This window comes from Peptoniphilus duerdenii ATCC BAA-1640, assembly GCF_000146345.1.
Taxonomy (GTDB): domain Bacteria; phylum Bacillota; class Clostridia; order Tissierellales; family Peptoniphilaceae; genus Peptoniphilus_B; species Peptoniphilus_B duerdenii.
The window spans coordinates 1,264,179-1,285,894 of the sequence record NZ_GL397071.1 but is presented as its reverse complement, the minus strand read 5'-3'; the positions used below and the strand labels follow the sequence as shown (position 1 = coordinate 1,285,894).

At 35.1% G+C, this 21,716-nt stretch carries 16 protein-coding genes and 1 pseudogene; 3 read left to right on the top strand and 14 right to left on the bottom strand.

The window, feature by feature from the left end; translation table 11 throughout:
* From HMPREF9225_RS05710 to HMPREF9225_RS05695, 4 genes are all read right to left on the bottom strand, one after another.
* On the bottom strand, positions 1–5,199 hold a 5,199-nt coding region (locus HMPREF9225_RS05710), incomplete at its 3' end, for an InlB B-repeat-containing protein (RefSeq protein WP_050748291.1).
* Positions 5,200–5,511: 312 nt separating this feature from the next.
* Positions 5,512–7,587, bottom strand: a complete 2,076-nt coding sequence (locus tag HMPREF9225_RS05705) for a heavy metal translocating P-type ATPase (protein WP_008902009.1) — start codon at positions 7,585–7,587, stop codon at positions 5,512–5,514.
* A 15-nt stretch (positions 7,588–7,602) separates the two neighbouring features.
* Positions 7,603–7,878: a DUF6110 family protein gene (locus tag HMPREF9225_RS05700; protein ID WP_023059645.1), complete on the bottom strand. Its 276-nt coding sequence runs from the start codon at positions 7,876–7,878 to the stop codon at positions 7,603–7,605.
* A gap of 330 nt (positions 7,879–8,208) precedes the next feature.
* The gene (locus HMPREF9225_RS05695; protein WP_008902007.1) at positions 8,209–8,949 is read right to left on the bottom strand and encodes an alpha/beta fold hydrolase; all 741 of its coding nucleotides are present in this window, start codon (positions 8,947–8,949) and stop codon (positions 8,209–8,211) included.
* Positions 8,950–9,173: 224 nt separating this feature from the next.
* Here HMPREF9225_RS05695 and HMPREF9225_RS05690 point away from each other — a divergent pair, with 224 nt between their 5' ends.
* Entirely contained in the window at positions 9,174–10,094 is a 921-nt protein-coding gene (locus tag HMPREF9225_RS05690; protein ID WP_008902006.1) for a lactate/malate family dehydrogenase, read from the top strand.
* A gap of 125 nt (positions 10,095–10,219) precedes the next feature.
* On the opposite strand, the gene HMPREF9225_RS05685 is transcribed toward HMPREF9225_RS05690, so the two are convergent.
* Positions 10,220–10,501: a glycine zipper domain-containing protein gene (locus tag HMPREF9225_RS05685; RefSeq protein WP_008902005.1), complete on the bottom strand. Its 282-nt coding sequence runs from the start codon at positions 10,499–10,501 to the stop codon at positions 10,220–10,222.
* Between the two features lie 671 nt (positions 10,502–11,172).
* Here HMPREF9225_RS05685 and HMPREF9225_RS05680 point away from each other — a divergent pair.
* Both HMPREF9225_RS05680 and citC read left to right on the top strand, forming a co-directional pair.
* Complete coding sequence (locus HMPREF9225_RS05680; protein ID WP_008902004.1) at positions 11,173–11,937, top strand: triphosphoribosyl-dephospho-CoA synthase; 765 nt, start codon at positions 11,173–11,175, stop codon at positions 11,935–11,937.
* Positions 11,930–12,919 carry a [citrate (pro-3S)-lyase] ligase gene (citC, locus tag HMPREF9225_RS05675; RefSeq protein WP_008902003.1) on the top strand — a complete coding sequence of 330 codons (990 nt, stop codon included), beginning with the start codon at positions 11,930–11,932 and terminating at the stop codon, positions 12,917–12,919. Before HMPREF9225_RS05680 ends, citC begins: the two co-directional genes overlap by 8 nt.
* 57 nt (positions 12,920–12,976) lie before the next feature.
* Here the strand turns inward: citC and HMPREF9225_RS05670 are convergent, their stop codons facing one another.
* From HMPREF9225_RS05670 to HMPREF9225_RS05630, 9 genes and pseudogenes are all read right to left on the bottom strand, one after another.
* Positions 12,977–13,972, bottom strand: coding sequence for a 4-hydroxy-2-oxovalerate aldolase (locus tag HMPREF9225_RS05670; protein WP_008902002.1), 996 nt, complete (start codon positions 13,970–13,972; stop codon positions 12,977–12,979).
* Positions 13,962–14,510 carry a citrate lyase holo-[acyl-carrier protein] synthase gene (citX, locus tag HMPREF9225_RS05665; protein WP_008902001.1) on the bottom strand — a complete coding sequence of 183 codons (549 nt, stop codon included), beginning with the start codon at positions 14,508–14,510 and terminating at the stop codon, positions 13,962–13,964. Before citX ends, HMPREF9225_RS05670 begins: the two co-directional genes overlap by 11 nt.
* On the bottom strand, positions 14,500–15,207 hold the full coding sequence (locus tag HMPREF9225_RS05660) for a GntR family transcriptional regulator (protein WP_008902000.1): 708 nt from the start codon (positions 15,205–15,207) through the stop codon (positions 14,500–14,502). Before HMPREF9225_RS05660 ends, citX begins: the two co-directional genes overlap by 11 nt.
* A gap of 122 nt (positions 15,208–15,329) precedes the next feature.
* A pseudogene (locus HMPREF9225_RS05655) lies at positions 15,330–16,262 on the bottom strand (IS30 family transposase).
* Between the two features lie 109 nt (positions 16,263–16,371).
* Positions 16,372–17,715 (bottom strand): CitMHS family transporter, encoded by a 1,344-nt coding sequence (locus tag HMPREF9225_RS05650; RefSeq protein ID WP_008901997.1) that lies wholly within the window; start codon positions 17,713–17,715, stop codon positions 16,372–16,374.
* Between the two features lie 20 nt (positions 17,716–17,735).
* Positions 17,736–19,277 (bottom strand): citrate lyase subunit alpha, encoded by a 1,542-nt coding sequence (gene citF / locus HMPREF9225_RS05645; RefSeq protein ID WP_008901996.1) that lies wholly within the window; start codon positions 19,275–19,277, stop codon positions 17,736–17,738.
* Positions 19,274–20,167, bottom strand: a complete 894-nt coding sequence (locus tag HMPREF9225_RS05640; protein ID WP_008901995.1) for an aldolase/citrate lyase family protein — start codon at positions 20,165–20,167, stop codon at positions 19,274–19,276. Before HMPREF9225_RS05640 ends, citF begins: the two co-directional genes overlap by 4 nt.
* Positions 20,164–20,457 (bottom strand): citrate lyase acyl carrier protein, encoded by a 294-nt coding sequence (gene citD, locus HMPREF9225_RS05635; RefSeq protein ID WP_008901994.1) that lies wholly within the window; start codon positions 20,455–20,457, stop codon positions 20,164–20,166. The genes HMPREF9225_RS05640 and citD overlap by 4 nt, the downstream gene beginning before the upstream one ends.
* A gap of 755 nt (positions 20,458–21,212) precedes the next feature.
* The gene (locus tag HMPREF9225_RS05630; protein WP_008901991.1) at positions 21,213–21,665 is read right to left on the bottom strand and encodes an ASCH domain-containing protein; all 453 of its coding nucleotides are present in this window, start codon (positions 21,663–21,665) and stop codon (positions 21,213–21,215) included.
* Positions 21,666–21,716: the final 51 nt, after the last annotated feature.

Sequence of the window (21,716 nt, the reverse complement as noted above, 5' to 3'; positions counted from 1 at the left end):
ACCATCATTGTTTGCTTTTACTGTTGGTGCTTGTGGTGCTGTTGTATCTGCCTGTCCATCTAATGCTGCTTCAGCATCTTTCAAAGCCTTTAATGCATCATTAATATCTTTTTGCTTTGCATTTGGATCTTCTAGAACCTTCTTTGCTTTTGCTAAAGCTGCATCATAATCTTCTTGTTTTTCTTTAGTAGCATTCTTATATTTATCGCTTGCTTTTGTTGCGTCTTCTTTATCTGCTTCTGCTTTTAAGTCTGCCTTATCAACTGGTGTTGCTTCTCCTGCAACTGATTCGTTATCATTAGCATCCTTTGCTTTTGCTGTAACATTTTCGCCAGCTTTGATCTTGTCTTTTGGAAGTGTTACAACGCCTGTTGCTTGATCTATCTTTATAGAAGCATCTGTTCCTGCTGGTAATGTCCACTTACCATTGTCACCTTTTGTTGCTGTAAGTGTTTGTGGATTTCCAGCTTGGTCTTTATATGATATAGTAACACTCTTTGTATCTGCATCTGTTGGCGGTGTTACTTTTACGCTACCATCGTCTTCTGCTTTTACTTCTGGTTTTCCTGGTGCTGTTGTATCGTTTGAGTTTGCTGTAGCTTCTGGTGATTCTTGTTTGCCAGCTTTTTCTTTTGCTTTTATTTCTTCATTCTTAGATAGCTTGCTAGCAGGAATTGTTACTGTACCAGTTTCTTTGTCTATCTTTATGGATGAGTCTGTTCCATCTGCAAGTTTCCAATTACCATCCGCATCTTTTGTTGCTGTAACTTTTGTTGGATTAGTAGAATCGCCAAATGATATTTCTAGTGTATCAGATTCTTTATTATTTGGTATTACTTTTACACTACCGTCAGCTACTGCTTCTACTGTTGGTGCCTTAAGTTTTTCAATAACTGTATCTGCTTGTGAAAGTTGTCCAACTTTTTGGTTAGGTTCTGTTCCTGAAGTAACTGTTACTGCACCTTCGTCTGCTACTTCGATCTTAGCACCTTCTGGTAGATTTTGATTTGCCTTTTTAACTTCTGCAATAACTGCTTTCTTTTCTTCGTCTGTTAAGTGTGACTTATCTGCAACTTCTGTTTTTGCTGGTGCTATTAAAGCAATCATTTTATCATCAGCTGTTGCTTTTTTAACTGTTTTAGCTGCTTCAATAGTCTGATTTCCAGCTGATCCCATTGGTACTGTTACTTCCCCATTATCAGCAACTTGGATTTCGTTGTCTTTGAAGTCTAAGTCTTTGTTAGCTGCTTTTACTGCATCTCTTACTTTTTGTTTTTCTGCATCAGTAAGTTTATTTGTATTAGCAACTGTTGTTATTGCTGGGTCATTTAATGTTTTGCCAGCTCTATCAAATGGCTTAACTGTGTCTTTTCCTTCTAATGTTCCAGTTTGCTTTCCATCAGCAGTTATTACAGTTACATTACCCTTGCTATCAACTTCAACTTTATCACCATCAGCAAGATTGTTCTTTTGTTTAACAGCTGCTGCAACTTTTTCTCTTTCTGCTTGAGTTAAACTAGTTGTATCTTTTACTTCAGTTTTTTCTGGAGCGGTCAAATCAAGAATAGTGTCTTTTTGTACAACTGTTTGATCCGGTGTAAATGAACCTACCTTACCGTTTTGGTTAATATTTACAGATCCATCATCGTTTACTTTGATGTCATCATTTGTGAAGTTTCTTTCTGAGTTAGCTGCTTTAATAGCATCTTTTACAGCTTGTTTTTCTTCAGGTGTTAATTTTGTTTTATCTACAACCTTAACTGGTTCTTTTGGTGGGTTGAAGTTGTTTTGAACTTTTTCTTGCTCAACAGTCTTATCTGGTGCTATTGTTCCAGTCTTACCATCTTTAGTAACTGTTACTGTACCGTCATCATCAACTACAACATCATCTTTTGTTAATTTTAAGTCTGGGTTTGCTTTAATAACAGCAGCTTCAACAGCTTCTTGTTCTTTTTCTGTTAATTTTGTTTTATCTATTACTACTGTCTTTTCCGGATTCTTTAAAGTTAAAGGAGTTTTATCAGTTCTTTCCCAAACTGCATAATAAGTTTTTGCTTCTGTGATATTTGTAAAATCTGTAATATTTGCTTCTTTAGCATCTTTCTTATCTGCCCAACCCTTGAAAGTAAATTCATCTCTTGTTGGTGTAGGTGCTGTTACGCTTCCATTTACAACTTTAACATTTGTTATGTCCTTACCGTCACCAAACTTACCTTGATTAGCATCAAAAGTTACTGCTACATCTTCTGAGTAGATAGCGTAAACTACTAAGTGTTTTGTTATTGGTGTTTCATTAGTAAAAATTTGATCTTTTGATATTTTATTAAATTCATCAGCTGTAACGACTGCCTTGTCGCCTAGTGCTGTCTTACCTTCTTCAGTAACCCAACCTAAGAAGTTCTTGGTATCTAGTGTTGGTGCTTCTGGGAATTTATCACCAGTGTCTTTTTTAACATTGGCGCCTTCAAAACCGTTAGGTTTGTAGTCTTCTTGGCCTAAGAAATTAATGTTATCCGGTGCTATCTTAACGACTTTATCAACTTGTTTGCCGTCTTCTGTCAATTTACCGGTATTTGCATCAAACAATACTCTTGCTCTAACTCTTGTTTCGTATAGGTCAGATGGAAGTGATGATCCGTCTGATGCTGTTGAAACAAACTTCATATCCTTTAATAAAGTAAGTTTTGTTTCAGTCTTGTTATCTGAATGATAAGGAAGCATTCTTGTAAGGTCTACCTTGTATTCATAAGCTCTGTATTCTTTGCTTTCACCATCAAAGTGTGGGTCGAAGATGTTTGACTTAGGAATAGTTATCTTCTTGCTATTGTCTGTTTTAAGATTACCCTTATCGTCGTATTCATCTTCTGCTGCTTCAACCTTAGCAAATAATTTGCCAGTCTTGCCTTCTTCGTAAAGAGTTCTTACCTTACCGCCGTCATACTTTGTATAACCAACGAATTCTTTGGTGTCCTTCTTGAAGTCATCGATGCTTGCTGGCAATACTCTTGGTTCCTTGTAGAAGTCATCTGTTCCTTCTGCATAATCATTTGTAAATAACACTTGGTATGGAGTGTAAAGTGATTTGTTTATAGAAAGGATGGATGATTTGTCTGAGGAGTCAGTCCATGTAAGTTCCTTAACATTGTCCTTTGATTTATCAAGAGGTCTATACTTGAACCAAGATGTTTGATCTTCTAACTTAGTGCCACTTTCATCATAGGATTCAACAATGATGTCTGCGCCTGGTTTTAATTTTTTAGTGTTTAAATAGACGTTTCCACCTGCACCATCAGTTGCTCTATTAGGTACTCCTGTTAGAATTTTATCTTTGTCTGAAAAACTCCAAAGTCCTTTAGGTGTAAATTCCATAGAGCTTTCTGTTCCATCAGCTAGAGTATATTTTAATACGAAGTGACCTTTTTTCCCTTCTTTGAACATGTGCACTGTAATATTTCTATCTTTGTTTAAAGTTAAAGTCGCTGCACCATAATTACGTTTGGTTGCATTATTAATCTCTAAGAAGTTGACTGGGTCTTTGTGCTCTTTTGTATAAGGCATGAAAACTCTAAGCTTGTCTCCAGCCTTTATAGTTGCCCCTTCTCTTAAATCAAACTTAAATACGCCTTTAGCATATTCTTCGATGGTTTCAATACCCTTATTACCAGTTATATAGTATGAGTAGTAACCTTGTTGTTTACGAATAATGGCATCATCGTCTCCGATTTGAATCATTATTTGACCACCTTCAGGCATACTTGTTGTATCTATGAAATAAGAATCGCCTTCTTGAGCTACATAGCCATCTTCGTATGTTTTTTCATAGATAGCCCAGCCGTCTTTATTTGGATTAGTCCAACCAGTTATCATTGAGTAGTCAAGCTTTCTTGTCTTATTTCCACCGTTTAAATCATCTCTACCTGCAAAAGTGTCTTCAAATTTTGATTTGTCTACAACATAGTCGATAGCTGTGATATAGAAACCTGAAATCATAACATGTTGGTCAAGTTTATCTACATTAACAACCTTTACTCCATCTTTTTTGAATTCTTTTGTGCCTATAACGATATAAGCTAATTTTCCATTAGCAGAATAGTTTATCATGTCTTTTGGAATTCCAACATTTTTTGTATAAGGAGAAAGTTCCCTCGTATTAGTTAAAACATTAACATAGGCAACATTTTCTTTCTCATCGGCCTTTAAATATTTAACAAGATTAGCATCAAAAACTTGTGTATAAGCAATTGGCTGGTCACCAACTGTTTCTCTTACTATGGTATTAGTTTGACCTGTATATTGAGTTCTGATTATACCAAGATTAGACTTATCATCATATTCTTCTGGGTTTGCAATAAATTCAGACATAACAAATTCTTGAGCCGTTGCATTATTGCCATCTGATTGGTAGCCACCTTTAATAAATAATCTATTGACCTTATCTTCAAGAGAAACTGATGTTGTCTTGGTATAAGTTGAATAGTCCATGGATGTTCCCTTTGGAGCATAAGCATAGATTTTTTTACCCTGAGTGTCAGCAAGTCTCATTTGAACGATATAGTTCTTTTTACCTAAGGTGTCAATTGTAACTCCTTCTTTTAAAACTAGGTTGATAGGTAGGTTCTTTCTTTGGTTTGTTAAGTCCCCTCTCAATACGCCTAGGTCAACAATTCTCTCCTTGCCGCCATTAAATGGATCTAGTTTGCCCGTTTTAGCTTCGTTACCTGCGATATTTACTCCAACCATGTAGGACTTGTCATAGTCGATGTATTGGTCAAGGTCACCAAAGTTAAATATAGCTCTGTACCATACACCAGTTGCTGCTCCACCTTTTTCCTTATAAACCATTCTAAGTACGGTTCTGCCGTTAGCATCGACAAAGTTACCATCGTAGTCGATGTCGTTCATTTGAACTGGTTCGGATGTTGTAACCCTTACAAGTCTTTGATCGTCGCCTACCTTCCAACGAGACTTATCTTTGATCTTATTTTCCCAGTTTGCTTTGTTGTAGTAGGTTGCACTTGATAAAGCATCTGCTGCAGGATCAGTAGGGTTAGGCACGCCTTGTCTAACTGCTTCGCTTATTTGTAGCTTAGCAATTTGTAAAGTTTCATTTGCCATAGCGTTGTATGGAATTGAACCGAAAGCAAGTGACACTGCCATTGCCATAGCGACTGGTCTAGTCAAGTTCTTCTTTTTTTTCATTCTTTCTCCCCTTTTATAAAATTTTCTAATTTACATTTGATAATCACATAGTAATTAATTTAAGTATTGATATAGCATTTATAAATTTTCCTATCAATGCTATGAAAAATAAATTAGAATTATAATATAAAAAATATTCTTACTCTTTTAATTATAACCTATTTTAGCCATTTTGAAACAAAAAATCATAAATTTATTAAATATTTACCTAATTTATATATTTTTTTACAAAATAAATTCTTTTCCCCATGTTATTGATAACAGATTTAATTTGCATCAAAAAAAGACTCGTCGCCGAGTCTTAATTTTTTCTTAAATTCTATAATCCCTCATATTTCTTCCTGCTATTGCTACTGTAGATGCATTGTGTAGGAATGCTGAGTTAGTGTTGGTCAAATATCCAAGCACTCCTAGGACTATTAGAGCTCCGTTGAAGCTTATGATTTCTCTGTAATTTCTGTGGACTCTCTTGTCTAGTGCTTTGGCTATCTTTATAACGTCTACTAATTCTTTTAGTGAGTCGGATTTAATTGAGATGTCTGCGATTTCCTTTGCTATATCTGCTCCAGCATGCATAGAGATTCCTACGTCTGCTGAGGATAGAGCGATGGAGTCGTTGATTCCATCTCCGATCATTACCACTGTTCTTCCCATTGCTTTTTCTTTGTCTACATAGTTCTTCTTATCTTCTGGGCGAACTTGTGACTCATAATAATCTAGTTCGAGTTTTTCTGCTACTGCTCTTGCGGAGTTCTCTGCGTCTCCTGTAAGCATAGCTATTCTCTTAAATCCTAGTGCGCGTAGTGAATCTATGGTGTACTTAGCATCTTCACGGACTGGGTCGTCGATACAGATGACTGCTATTAGTTTTTCATCGTATGCTAGATATAGAAGTGAATAATCTTCTTTTAGCTCTTCGATTTTCTTCTTTTGTGCTTTGTCTATCTTAATCTTTTCGTCTTCTAATATAAAGTGTGCTGATCCTATGAGTGCTTCTTTGTCTTCTATCTTGGATCTTATTCCATGGGCAACTATATACTCTGGTTTTGAGTGCATTTCATCATGTTTTAAATTTTTGTCTCTAGCTGCTTTTACTACCGCATTTGCAATAGAGTGTGGGAAATGTTCTTCTAGACAGGCTGCTATTCTTAGACATTCGTCTTCGTCATGATCATAGAATGCGATTACCTTTTGAACTGTTGGTTCAGATTTGGTAAGTGTGCCTGTCTTGTCAAATATTATTGAATCTGCTTGGGCAAGCTTTTCTAAATATCTTCCGCCTTTTACTAAGATTTCTCTTTCTGATGCGGATGATATTGCCTTCATGGTTGCTATTGGTATAGTAAGTTTTAGGGCACATGAAAAGTCTACCATCAAGAATGATTTTGCCTTTATAAAGTCCCTGGTTAGTAGATAGGTCGCTGCAGCTCCTAAGAATGAATACTTAACTATGGAATCTGCTATGGATTCTGCTTTCTTTTCAGCTAATGATTTATTCTTTTCGCTTTCGCCGATGAGTTCAATTATATGGTTGATTCTTGAATCATCATATTTTTTCTCGGTCTTAACGAGGATTGCTCCTTCTTCTAGTGCAGTCCCAGCGAATACTGTGCTACCTTCGGTCTTCTTAACTGGAAGTGATTCTCCTGTTAAAGAAGCTTCATTTACCATTCCGAATCCTCTTGTGATTTCACCGTCAACAGGGATGGTGTATCCCATGTTTACTTCTACAAGATCTCCGATTTCTACATCTTCAAGTTTCTTTAGATACTTTTCTTCTCCATCTACTACGAATACTTTATCTACGTTTAGTTTAAGTGATTGAGCTAGGTTTTCTTTTGATTTTTTAAGGGTGTATTCTTCGAGTTCTTCACCAAGTCCAAGTAGGAACATGATGTTGCCTGCGTCTCCAAATTCACCATCTACAATTGAAACTCCTATTGCCGTTGCATCTAGCACGCTTACATTTAGTTTGCCTTCTCTTAGGCTCTTAAGTCCTGCCTTGATGTATGGAATAGATTTTATTACAATTCCGATTGGTCTAAGTGGCATTGGCAAGATATGTGCAAAGAAGATTCTTCTATACATTGCGTCACGCAAGATATGGAAGAGTTCTCTTTCTTCTTGAGGCACGAAGTCCGCATCATCGATTTCAAAATCTGCTAGCTCTTCTAGGTCAAGATCCATTATAAATCTTGCAACCTTAGGTAGATATTCTTCTTCGTAATTTACAATGATTGAATTTGCAAGGGGTGAAACTTTGCAAAATTTAACCCCTTCTAACTTTTCGACCTTGTACTTAATCTTGTTTACATCAGAATCCTTGATGACGCCTTCGTAGTTGAAACGACATCTACCAAGGGTTCTGCTAGCAATACTTGCTATCATATTTCTTTAGATAAATTATTTTGCTTCTTCAGCAACTTCTTCGATATCTAAAGCAGCTTTCTTTTCAGCTTCTTTCTTTTCGTCTTCAGCTTTTTTAACTTTTGCTTCAGCGATGATATCTTCAGTAGATACTTTTACATTTTCAACAGTCTTGTCTAGACCTTCTTTTATTTTAAGTCCACCTGCTACTGTGTTTACTGCGATCTTCTTAACTGTTTGTGAAGCTAGAACTTTGCCGCCTAGTGCTCCTACTAAAAGACCTACTCCTAAATTTAATAATTTTTTGTTCATTATAATCTCTCCTTTTATTTTTAAATTTGTACTTGCATATTTTTGACAAGTATATTTTATACTTACATTATACACTGTAGTTTGAAAAAAATCACTCTCAAAATACAATTTTATTGATAATAGAATTATCTTTTATTGAAATAATCACATTATTAAAATATTTCCATAAAACAATATTGATAACATTTTAATTTTTTACAATAAATGTTTGTAAAATTTATAAAGAAAATGTAAATAATCAGTGTTTATTTTATAAATCTTATATTTAGACAATTAGGTTAAAAAATTAAAAGCACCTACAATGTAGATGCTTAAAAAACTTTATTTGAGTTATATTTCGCTTTCCAAGAATTTGCAGTAAGCTTCGTTATCTTTCGCTATTCTCTCGCAGTGGTTGTATCCTTCCCAGATTTTTAATTTAGATTCACCAAGCTTTCTCGGCATGATTTTCTTGGCATCTTTTAAATTATAATCCTTAGATCCGTAGCAGAAGATACATTTCTTCTGATCTTCTTTCGATAAGTCCGGTATCTTTACAAAGGCACAGGTGTGAATGATATTTTTGATACTTCCTTCGTCAAGTCCGATAAAAGTATCCGCTATGACCTCCGCCAATTCTTCCCCAGTTTCTTTTGCAACAAATTGAAGAGCGAAGTTTCTGTCCTTCTTAGATTTTTTGTGGTAGCCAAGAACCGTTTTTCTAACGATCATTTCCAAAAATCTCGCCTTCTGTGCAAGGCTACAACCTTCGAAGATACATTTCTTTATATTTATTCTCTTATCATTTAAAAGATATAGAAGTATCGCTCCTCCTATTGATGGTGCAAATGAAAGATCTATTTCTTCTATATTATTTTGTAGCAAGAGTTCTGCTATTTTTTCTGCTTCGGATTCTGCAGATTCAAATTTTTCAGTAGAGCTGCCGTGACCTGATAGCTCCGGTATGATGTACCTATAATCATTAGATAAATTGTCTGCTACCATCTTCTTCATCTCCTGCGGCGTAAAAGATATGGGATGGATAAGCAGAACTACATTTTTGTTTTCATTATTTATATCTAAAAATTTCATTTGAACCTCTCTATGTAATTAATGAATTGTATCCACCAAATTAAATTAAAGTGATAATTTATATCTATTAATTTATTATAATTTAATATTGGCTTATTTTCAATCATTACATATTTTAGTTTAAAAATTATAAATTTTAAAGGACAAATATTAATAATTTATTAACAATAAATATTTTAAATAAATTAAATTATTTGTTATAATATTAACCGAGGTGAATAATTATGAAATTAGGTATCATTGGCTCAGGTGCGGTAGGCTTTGCAGTTGGATATACAGCAGCAAGACTTGGAATCGTATCTGATATAAAATACAACGATATAATAGAAGGAAAAGCAAAAGCGCAAGCTATGGACATCGAAGACGCATCCAGCTTCTACCCACACTATGTGAAGATGAGCTGGGGATCTTATGCTGACATGGCAGATAGAGATATCATCGTTACAGCAACAGGCGACCTATCAGGAGTAAGTGACAGACTACAAGAATATGTACAATTTAAAGATGCAACAGAAAGCTATGTAAAAGAAATTGTAGCAGCAGGATTCAAAGGAATCTTCATCGTAGTAGGTAACCCTTGCGACCTTATGGCGGATTTAGTTTATAGAGCTAGCGGCTTCCCAAAAGAAAGAGTCATCGGTTCAGGAACTGCGCTAGATACAGTTAGACTAAACACAACTCTTTCTAAAATTTTAAACGTGGATCCATCAGATGTAAGAGGAATCACCATCGGTGAACACGGAGAAAGCCAATTCGTAGCATGGTCAAATGTATTTATAAATAACGTAAAACTAGATGACTATGTAAAGGCAAACAACATTGCCTTCTCAAGAGACGAAGTTGAAAATCTAGTAAGAGAAAGAGCATGGAGAGTAATCGACGGCAAAGGTCATACCCAATGCGGAATAGGAAGCACAGTATGCTCAATGATCGACGCAATCGCAAACGATAGAAAGAAGATCATCCTAGTGGCAACACTTCTTGAAGGCATGTATGGACTAAACGACATCTACCTATCAACACCATGTGTCCTAGGCAAGAATGGAATGGAAAAAGCCATTGAACTTGATCTAAACGAAGAAGAATTAAAGAGACTTAAACATTCAGAAGAAGTTCTAAAAGCAAATAGAGCAAAATATAATTAAAATATAAGAATAAATCATCGGATATGCTCCGGTGATTTTTTTATTTTGAAGAAGTTTGGAATGTTCAATAAAAAAGCACCTACACAAGTAGATGCTAATAAATTATTTCAAAAGTAATTGGAAGATCACTTCTTGATATTCATACCCACGATCATACCGAACATCATGCCGATAGACGTAAATATTGCAATGTATTCTAGACCAACTGTTGTTCCGATTGCAGTGCCTAGACACATGCCAATCGCCATGCCTTCTGCCAGGTAGTTTTCTTTTTCATTATCTTCTTTTTCGTTATCTTCTTCGTTGTTTTCCTTATCTTGTTTTGCTTTTTTATTCACTGTCTTAACAATGTTGACAGCTGTTAAGCTTATAAGAACTATAGGCAAGATGATTTTAATTATGTCCATGATTACTCCTTAAATTTATTTAATAATAATATTATAACAGATGCTATCCAGATAGCATGAAAATTTATCATCAATACATAACCTCACAAAGGTTATGCATCTCGACTTCTTTAGAAGTGACTGTATTCCTTATAATTTACTATACAATACCTCCCATTTTCTTCCCAAATGCAGTCACCCTGAGCGAGGAAATTTATTTCCGAGTCGAACGGGTATAACGTCCGAAGGTCAAGTCTTGGCAAGTGAAATCATCCTTGTATAACCTCACCCAGGTTATACCCATTCGAAGCCCTAGCCGAAATCTCTGATTTCGTAGCAGGTCTTGTGCAAAGAGTTCCAAAGAAGCCAAGCGAAGTGAAGGCTGATTTGTAGAACTCGACTGCCTCTCAGGGTGACTGTCTTCCTTTGGTTTTTCTGTGCAGAGCCTCTCGGCTGTGGAAGCAAGATGCTTCCGCTACAGGGATGAATACTAGTCATGTTTGTCTCACGCCTTGCGGCTAAGTAAAAATAATTTAGTATAAAGTTTAATTGAAGCTGGTAGCTTCCGCTACAAAAAAATAGTCATCTGTTTTTTACCCCACACACTGTCTTCCTTTAGGTTTTCGCAATATAATTTACACTTATACACCTAAAATGCAAAATATTTCCTTTTTTTGTGCGATAATTTAATTATGAGAGATATTAGAAAATATACTTATTGTTTAGAAAATTCTATAAAAAAAGAACTAAAAAGACCCTACGGTTTTGGCTGTGTGAGTTATTTTACCCAAGGATCTCACGATGATATGGATTATAAGACTTTTGAAGCGTCAGCAAAATCTATTACAACTTCTTTTATAGAGACCAATTGGTCACAGATAAAGGATTTTAGAGATTTAAAAAACAGGGGTATAGTGATTGAAAAAAATATGTTTGGGGCTACAAAAGGCATTAATACCCACAAGGGCTTGATATTTTTACAATTATTTTTAGCCTATGCCTATGTTTTTGGTGTGAAATGGAGTGATTTAGAAAATTTTATTCGCAAATTTTCAACCGATTTAAGAGATGATTATCAAAAGGAAAATAAGGCTATAATCTGGAAAGAAAATGGGCTTAGGGATATTAGAAATTATCCCCTAACTGGTTTTAAGGAAATAATTGACCTTGTGGATTTACTTTCTAATAAGCCTATGAACGATACAAGACTTACGATTTTTTTGATTGCTAATATCGATGATACTACTACTTTTCATAGGTCTGATCTAGAGACCTTAGTCTACATCCAAGAAAAGGCAAAAGAAATTCTTGAAGTAGAAGATAAAAGAGTTTATGAAAGAGAAATAAAAAAACTTGATGATTTTTATGTAAATAATAGGATATCATCAGGTGGTGTTGCTGATTTGTTCACGACAATTAGAACCCTGGAATTATTAAGAGAGGACTTTTATGTTTAAAATTTACCCAAAACTTATAAAAAAAGATAAGGAAGACTTGTTAAAGCTACTACATGATCAAAATATAAATTTTGAAGAAAATATCGATACTACTTTTGGACAGTATGAGGGCGATAAGCTTGTGGCTAGTGCTTCTATTTATAAGAACATTATAAAATGTGTGGCTATTGATGATTCTTATAAGGGCGGGGCAGTCTTTAATTCTTTGATGACTAGTATTTTAAATGAAATCCATGAAAAAAACTTTGACAAGGCTTTTGTGTATACTAAGCCGGTGTATGAAAATTCATTTTCTTCCATAGGCTTCGAAAAAATTGAAGAGGTTGGCACTGACCTTATTTTTATGGAAAGGGCCCACCATGGTTTTAAAACCTATCTTTATAATCTAGAAAAAGAAAAGGTTCCTGGAGATAATATTGGTGCTGTTGTCTTAAATGCCAACCCTTTCACCCTAGGCCACAGGCACCTCATAGAGTACGGCAAAGCTCACTCAGACCATCTTCATATTTTTGTAGTAAGCGAGGATGAATCGTACTTTAATACTGAGGATAGGTTCAATATGGTTAAGTTAGGCACTAGTGATCTAGCAAATATTAGCCTTCATAGGACTGATAATTACCTAATCTCTTCTGCGACTTTCCCTTCATATTTTTTAGACGAAGATAAGTCTGTGACCAAAATCCAGGCAAGTCTCGATGCAAAAATCTTTAAACACCATATAGCAAAGGTTCTTAATATAAAAAAGAGATTTGTTGGTGAAGAAAAAACTGACCAGACAACAAATATCTACAATCAAACCATGAAAGAAATTTTTGAAAAAGAGCCAAATAGAATAGAACTTATTGAAATCCCAAGGAAAAAAACTTCTGATGAAACTATATCAGCATCAAAAGTTAGGGCTTTTCTAAGAGATGGAAAGTTAGAAAAAATCAAAGGCTTTGTACCAGAAACAACCTACAATTATATAAAAAATATGTCCTAAATTAAAAGGCTATCGAAAGTAACGAGATTTTCTTATTATTTTCGATAGCCATTTTTATTAGCTTAAAGTTTTTGCTAAATATTCAATTTTTTCTTCATCACCTGGGACAAAACCATTTGCAGCTATTTCTTCTATTAAGACCTTCTTGCTTACATTGTATTTTTCGCTTAGATTATTTACTAGTTTTATAAAGGCAGAATAGATTCCATAGTAGCCAATCAGGATTAAATCCCCCATGTCTTTCACATCTACATCGTATTTTCCAATGATTTCTCTAAGGGTTTTTACAGATGCAATTGCTTCAAACATGTCTGCATTTACTTGGTAGCCCTCTTTAAGTAAGACTGCCGCCAGTAATTCTGTCCTAGTATTGCCAGCACCTGCTCCAAGTCCTCCAATTGCTGTATCAACAAAGTCTGCCCCACTATCGACTGCGACCATAGAGTTACCTACAGCAAGTCCAAGGTTGTCGTGGGTGTGAAAGCCTAAACTAAGATTTGTCTTAGACTTAACTAATTCCATCACTTCTCTAACCTTGCTTGGCTCCATAGCCCCTGCAGAATCTGTAATAGTAATATTATCCGCACCATATTCTTTAAGCTTTACTGCTTCTTTTTCAATCTCTTCTGCGCTAAGCCTACTAGCCATCATCATAAATCCGCCAACCCTTATATTTTTTTCTTTGGCAAGTCTTATGTATTCTTTTACTGGCTCAACATTGGAAGCCTGGACTGCAAGTCTCACAAGTCCCAATTCTTTTACTAATAATTTTTTATATACTTCTAGATCAACCTTGTCAGGGAAAACTAAAATAGCAATTTTGCTGTTTTTTGATTCTTTTAAAGCAGTTTCTAGTATTTCATGATCTGTAGCATAGCCTTCTTTTTGAAAGTATCCCGAACCAAAACCATAGCCCACCTCAATAAAGTCTGCTCCAAGCTTATCTAGTTTTCCAACTATTGTTTTGATATCATCTAGGTTAAAATTATTGTTTACAGTATGGTTTCCATCCCTTAGGGTTGAGTCTATTATTTGTATTTTTCTATCTTTCATTTAATCCTCCGGATTCGTCAATCATTTTTTCTATCCATCTTATCATTTCATCAACACTGTGCTTTCTTGATCTGGCACAAACTTTGGCATCATTGTCGCACAAAAAACACTTCCTAGGTCCTTTACCTAATATCTTCCTATCAATATTTTGACCCTTGTATAGGATATCTATATCGAAAAGTCTGCCAAAATAAGAATTTTCTTCTAAATCGGTCATTTTTCTCTTTAGCAGAAAAGGATCAATTGATATTACTAAGTAAAATTCTGGTCCAGTTACTAAATCTTCTTCTTTCTCAAATAAAATGTCATTTGTATCAAGTACTGATTTTATATCTTCTATCCCTATTTCAAAAATCCTAAAGACACTTGCATTTGTCTTTTCTTTGCCAGGTATATTTAGTTTAAAACACAAAACTGGATTTTCAGGATACTTTTGTTCTAAAAATCTAATTTTACTTATCCTTTTTTCCCTATTAGCTAGTACCTCTTCAAGGCTTGGTCCATTTTCACTTGTAAAGTACTTATAATTATCTGTCATCTGATCTATCTATCCCGTCAAATATCTTATCTTTATAAAAATGTGATTGGCTTATTATATAGTTTTTTGAATCCTCAAGGTGCTCTCTTATTGCATTTTCAAGCTCATCAAAACTTTTCTCTTCCATAAGGTCTAGCATTTTGCTATGCTCTTCAACTGATATTTTTCTCCTAGAGTTTTTACTTTCAGGATTTTTTGCATCATAAGAAAACTTCCTAAGTACCTCTATATAATCATCAAGTCCGCTTATTATCATCTTTAGCCTTGGCATATCTGAAAATTCATATATGGATTCATTAAAGGACTTGGATGCTTCTCTAAGGCCATCTATATCATTGTTATTAAAGGCAAGCTCTGCTTCTTTTACAAGGTTTCTTAAATAAGAAAAACTACTTTTGTCCATCTTTAGGCTAGCTTCCTTGAAGGATAGGATATCCAAAGCAGCCCTTATCTTAAATATTTCTTCTATATCTTCTATAGTTATAATTCTTACACTGTAGCCAACATTTCTATTATAGTTTAAGAGACCTTCTTCATAAAGACTGCTTAAGGCTTTATTTACAGGACTTCTAGATACATAGAGTTCATCTGCTAATGTTTTTGCCTTAAGTCTTTTGCCCATTGGATAAACCCCATTTATAATGTTGTATTTTATTTGACTTCTAACCCCATCATATAATCTATTTGTATCTTCCATAAAACCTCCTTATGTGAGTAAAAAAACCGCCCTAGTAGTATAAAAAATTATTTACTAAGATTATTATACACTAGGACGAATATTTTATTTTATATGATGAATTGCAAATAAAATTGCGACACCTAAACCAAACTAAGTTCATGCAAAAACAATTCAAAAGGAGTTCGATAATTTAGACACTTTCTAGGTCTGTTATTGAGCTCCATTAAATTTTTAATAAGATCTTCTATAGATATTTCTGCCAAATCCGTCTTTTTTGGATAATACTCTCTTAGCAAACCATTAGAATTTTCATTGCTTCCCCTCTGCCATGCTGAATACGGATCAGCAAAGTAAAAGTCTATTCCAAGCTTTTCAACTTCATCATAACAAGCAAATTCTTTACCTCTATCTGATGTAAAACTCTTCAAAGATTCTTTAGGGAGTGAGTTATATAGTTTACTAATTGCTTCAAACATAGAATCCTTACTTCTGTCTTTCATTGGTAATGCTACATAAAACCTTGTTTTTCTCTCAACGAATGTAGCTAAACACCCTTTACTTTTGCCTCTTGATGATACGACTGTATCTAATTCCCAGTGTCCAAATGTATTTCTATATTTTATACTTTTAGGTCTTTTTCTAATAGATGTACCTATGTTGAATCTTCCTCTTGTTTCTTTATTTTTTCTAGATTTACCTTTTCTTCTTAATTTGAATATATCGAATTCTACTATTCCTTAATAGATCCAATTATATATTGTTTTAAAGCTTAATGTACCTTTATAAAGAGTGCCTGCTATTTGTTCTGGTGACCACCTTAAGTTTAACTTCTCTTTGATTGTGTATATTATTTCGTTTGTTGATTTATTTTTTCTGCCTTTAAGTGAAGATTTATACTTTTTATCTTTTTCTGCTGTGTGTGCTTTATATTCATCGTTACAGCGTTTAAGCTCTCTGGCTATTGTTGAATGGTGGCAGTTCAAAATTTTCGCTATTCTTCTAGAAGAATAGCCTTCTTTGTTTAATACCTCTATCTTATTTCTTTCGTTTAGTGTAAGATGTTTATAGCTCATATTGACCTCCGTGTTAGTTTTTGTCGTTATTAACATTTTACACGAAGTTAGTATGAGTTTTTACTTTTTATTTGTGTCGCATTTAATTTTACAACCTATCATATAAATTTTATATAGTGATTATACCTAGTACAACGGCAACAATCAGCATGAGTATACTTATTGCATAGCACCAACCAAATGTTGCTTTTATATGGTCTCTAATAGATATTTTATCATCAAATAATCCAAGACCTAGCCATGTTGCAGGTACCATTGGTGATAATAATAGTATACTATTTTTACCGATAAGCATAGCTATTGCAGTATTTAGATGTGATATTCCAAAGGCATCTCCTACACTTGCAATTGGTGGAAGAATTCCATAGAAATATGCATCTGTTCCTACTATCATACCTAGTGGTGCACCGAGCACACCGAAGATAATGTGGGTAAACTTACCTAAGGCTTCTGGTATGATACCGATAATTGTTTCAGCCATAGCATCAAGCATGCCTGTACCTTCCATTATACCAACCATTACACCAGCTGCCATAATTGTTGCAACTATTGTAAGTGCACTTGCAGCGTGTTTTTTAATCTGTTCGTTTTGATCTTTTAAGTTAGGGAAGTTTATTACCATGGCAATAACTGTGCCTAGCATAAATACATAGTAGCTTGGTAAGTCTATTACACTGTTTGCCATCAATAAACCAATTATAGCAATCGTTAGAATTATATTAACTGGTCTAAGTTTCTTAAGTCTTTCATCAAGACCTTTTTCTTCATAGTGTCTGCTTGGAAGTTCTTCTTTTGCATTAATGTTAACCTCATCACCTAGTTCAACACTTGCATTTCTAACTGCGTGTCTTTTTTCTCTTAGTCCTAGTATAACTGCAACTGATAGGGCTGAAATTACTCCAACTACTTGCAACGGAATTAAGTGTGTCCAAAGCTCAGTTGGATCCATACCTATAACTGTAGCAGCACGAACTGTAGGTCCTCCCCATGGAAGTAGGTTCATTACACCTACTGACACTGCTATGATTGTAAGCAGAGTTTGTGGACGCATACCAAGTTTTTTATAGATTGGTAGCATGGCAGGTACTGTTATTAAAAGAGTTGCTGCTGCAGACCCATCTAGGTGGGCAATTATAGCTATAATTGCTGTAGCAACTGTGATCTTAATTGGGTTATCTGAAGCCCAAGCAGCTAATCTTTCTACAAGAGCATCAAAAACACCAACATCTGACATTATCCCAAAAAATAGGATAGAGAATATAAACATGAAGGCATTGGATTTAATCGAATCCATACCACCGCTTACATATTGTGATAAATCGTCAATACCAGTTCCAACTACAAAAGCTGCTATCGTAGGTACTATGATCATTACTGCAACCGGACTCATTTTTTCTTTTATTAATAATATAATGATTAGGGCGATCATTATAAAGCCTACTGCTGATAACATATTTTCTCCTTATTTAATCTTTATTTTACTTTTCTTACAACATCTATTATAGACCCATCTCTGTATTCTATAATGGCTACTACTTGGTCATCATATTCGATATCATCTGGTGTACCAGTGATTTCTTCACCACGTTTTACTAAATCTTCTATAGAAACTAGTGGTAGGTCTGTATCCTTTAACTGTTCTAGGATATCTTTTCTATTAGGATTTATGCAAACGCCATAGTCTGTTACAAGTACGTCTACTGTCTCACCAGGAGTTGTAATTGATGTACATTTTTCTCTTACTGTTGCGATTCTTCCCCTTACTAGTGGAGCTACAATTATTGAGCAATTAGCACCTGCTGCTGTATCAGGATGTCCACCTGGAGCTCCTTGGATAGTTCCGTCAGAACCTACTACAACATTTACATTGAAATCTTTGTCGATTTCTAGGGCTCCTAGAACTACATAGTCAAGTTTGTTTACATAGGCACCCTTATTTAGTGGGTTTGCATATTCGCTTGAGTCTATCTCAAAGTGGGCAGGATCTTTGTATACACTTTCTACACTTGCCACGTCAAAGGCTTGGTCATCTGCAAGATATTTTACATAACCTTCTCTTAAAAGATTTACTATTGGCTCTGTGATTCCTCCCATAGCCCAGCCCATTTTTATACCAGACTTTTCAAGGTATGGTTTTATCTTTACAGCTGCTGCAAGACTTGCTCCACCTGCACCAGTTTGGAAAGAAAATCCATCTTTGAACCACTCTGTATTTGCAATTACCTTTGCACAATATTCAGCCATCTTTAGTTCACGAGGATCTTTTGTCATTCTGATTGCACCTGATGCAATTTTTGCAGGATCACCTATATTATCAACTTTTACTACATAGTCAACATCTACTGAGCTGATTGGGTGTGGGTAGTTTGGAAAATCAACTAGGGTATCTGTGATAACTACTACCTTGTCAGCATATTTAGCATCAACTCCCGCATATGATAGTACTCCGCAATTTGCCTTACCATTTATACCGCTGGCATTTCCATATTCGTCTGAAGAGCTTGCTCCAATAAAAGCTACATCTATCTTTACCTTGCCAGATTCTATAGCTCCAACCCTGCCCCCGTGACTTCTTATATAAGCAGGATTTTTAAGTTTGCCTTCTGAAATAGCTTCCCCAATTTCATCACGGACACCAGAAGTTGAAACTCCTGTTATTGTGCCATCTTCAATCATTGGCACAAAATTTCTGTGTGCCTTTCCCAAAGAAGATGCACAGATAAATAAGTCCTTGATTCCTAATTCGTGGATTGCATCCATAACCATGGCTGCTACAAAGTCGCCGTCCCTAAAGTGGTGGTGGAAAGAAATTGTATCTCCGTCCTTAAGACCAGTCTTTTTTATTGCTTCTTTAAGATTTTCTACTAGCTTTGTATCTCTTGGTTTAATATTTGATTTTATAGTTGGGGTATCCCTTACGATTTCTTTGCCATCATTGGCATAGGCACCCTTAAATATTTCATTTCCATCTTTTAACAAATAATCTGGAATTTCTCTATTCACTGAGTTTTTCATACTAATTCTCCCTCATATTTTCCTGCAGCCTTTGCCATTTCAAGTGTCCTGTAAGATCCTTCTACGTGAGCGTTGTCAACCATTTTTCCGTTTACAACTACTACACCAATACCAGCTTCTTTGGCCTCTTGTACAGCAAGGATAACTCTTTGGGCATTTGCAATTTCTTTCTCACTTGGAGTGAAGACATCATGAACAATATCTATTTGTTTAGGTGAAATGATAGATTTCCCATCAAATCCCATGTTTTTAATCATTTCAGTTTCACGTCTTAAGCTTTCTTCATCATCAAGGTCTGTATAAACTGTATCGAAGCACATAACTCCAGCAGCTCTTGCTGATAGTAGCATTTGAGAACGGGCTAGGAAATATTCTTCACCAGTTTTTGTTGTTGTAGCGTGCATTGTCCTTGCAAAGTCTCCACCTGATAGAGCAACTCCCATAAGCCTATCGCTTGATTTGCAGATTTCATAGCAATTTATAATAGCAAGAGGTGTTTCTAGGGCTGCCATTAACATGGTAGATCCCACTTCCTTGTTAAATTCTTTCTCGCATTCTTCTACAAATTCTTCTACTATTTCAACCTGTTCTTTTGTTTCACACATTGGTATTCTTATACCGTCACAGCCACCTGCAACTGAAGCTCTAACGTCTTCCTTCCAATATGGGCTGTCTGTGGCGTTGATCCTTACCCAAACTTCTGTCTCACCATAGTCAACAGATTTTAGAGTGTTATATAATTGAACTCTTGCAGAATCTTTTTCATTAGGACTAACTGCATCTTCAAGGTCTAAAATTACACAATCTGCTCCATATATGTATGCGTCTTTTACCAAAGATGCCCTTTGAGCATTGAGAAACATCATGGTTCTTCTTATGCTTCTTCTCATATCCTATCCCCCCATGGTAGATTTTCTGTCATGTCATTTGCTCTAAAGATAGCTGTTTCGACTCTTGACTTTATTGTGCAATCAAGAGCACCTCTGTCATCTACCTTTATTTTTCCGCTTTTTACATCGAAATTTTCTACTACTTTTTTAATTACATCTTCGATTTGTTTGCCAAATTGAGCATAAACAGTACTTTTTACTTCAATCTCTAATTTTTCACTTGGGAAAACTTCAACTTCAGCATCACTAGATTCCAATGTTCCAGCTTTTGCATTTTTTTTGATATCCATTTCTTTCCTCCTCTTCAGAAAATATTTTCATAGTTTCAAATACCATTTTACAACAAATAAAAAACAATTAAATAGGCTAGTCGTTTAAGTACAATCTAAATGCAATCTATATTTATCATATATAAAAAAATACTTTGCAGATTAATTTACACTATGAGTTTAACTAATCCACAAAGTACTTTACGCTTTACGACATTAAATATTCATTTTCGATTTTTCCAATATATAGTGGATTCGCTAAACAATCCATCGCTTTCTTTTTCAATAGCTTCGACATGGTCTGTTCCTTGGCGTGAAAAAATTTCCGCTACGAAAATAATTATCAACACTTAGCTCCACCAGAGTTTACCTATTCTTTCTCCCAACTACAGTCACCCTGAGCGAACGAAGTGAGTCGAACGGGTAGTTGCTATATTTAACCTAGTCTCTGCAAGTAAAATCATCCAAACTTAACCCCACCATGGTTAGACCCATTCGACTACGGGTTCCGCCTTGCTCCACCCTCCGCTCAGGGTGACTGCCTTCCTTTTGGTTTTCTTTGAAAATCCTCTAATCCCTATCCGAAATCTTTGATTTCGTTGCAGGTCTCGTGCAAAGAGTTCCAAAGAAGCGAAGCAAAGTGAAGGCTGATTTGCAGAACTCGACTGCCTCTCAGGGTGACTGTCTTCCTTTGGTTTTTTCAACAAATTTTTTCTTAATAGAGTCTCTCAGCTGTGAAAATAAAATGCTTCTGCTATGAAAATAATTATCAACACTTAACCCCACACTTTCTCAAATACTTCGCACACCATAGGTGCGTCTTCACAAAAATTTTTTCCCATATTTTTGTATTCTTCTTCAAAAAATTCATCATGAACCTTTCTCCAGTATTCATAAGTCCTGTCCCCTTCTCCTTCTCGCCAAGCATGCTCAGGTGTAATCTCATTATAAGGAACTATTTTTACTTCTTTTGTTGCGATTATACATACCGGTTCATCGGATCCATTTAAAATAATATTGTATTCTCCTACTTCTGGGATAGATTCGTCTTCTTCATATAGTTCGTAGGCAGATGTGGTAGCTGTCTTGATATTTTTCTTTACTAATTCCGCCAATTCATCAGCCATCTCTCTAGTACTTCCAAAACTCCATGCTTCAAATTTCGTATCTTTTGAAATATTTTTCTCTTCGCAAAATCTTTCCCAATATTTTCTTATTCTGTCGTTCATCGTTTCCTCTTTATTAAAAATATTTATTATAATAATTTCAATATACCAAAT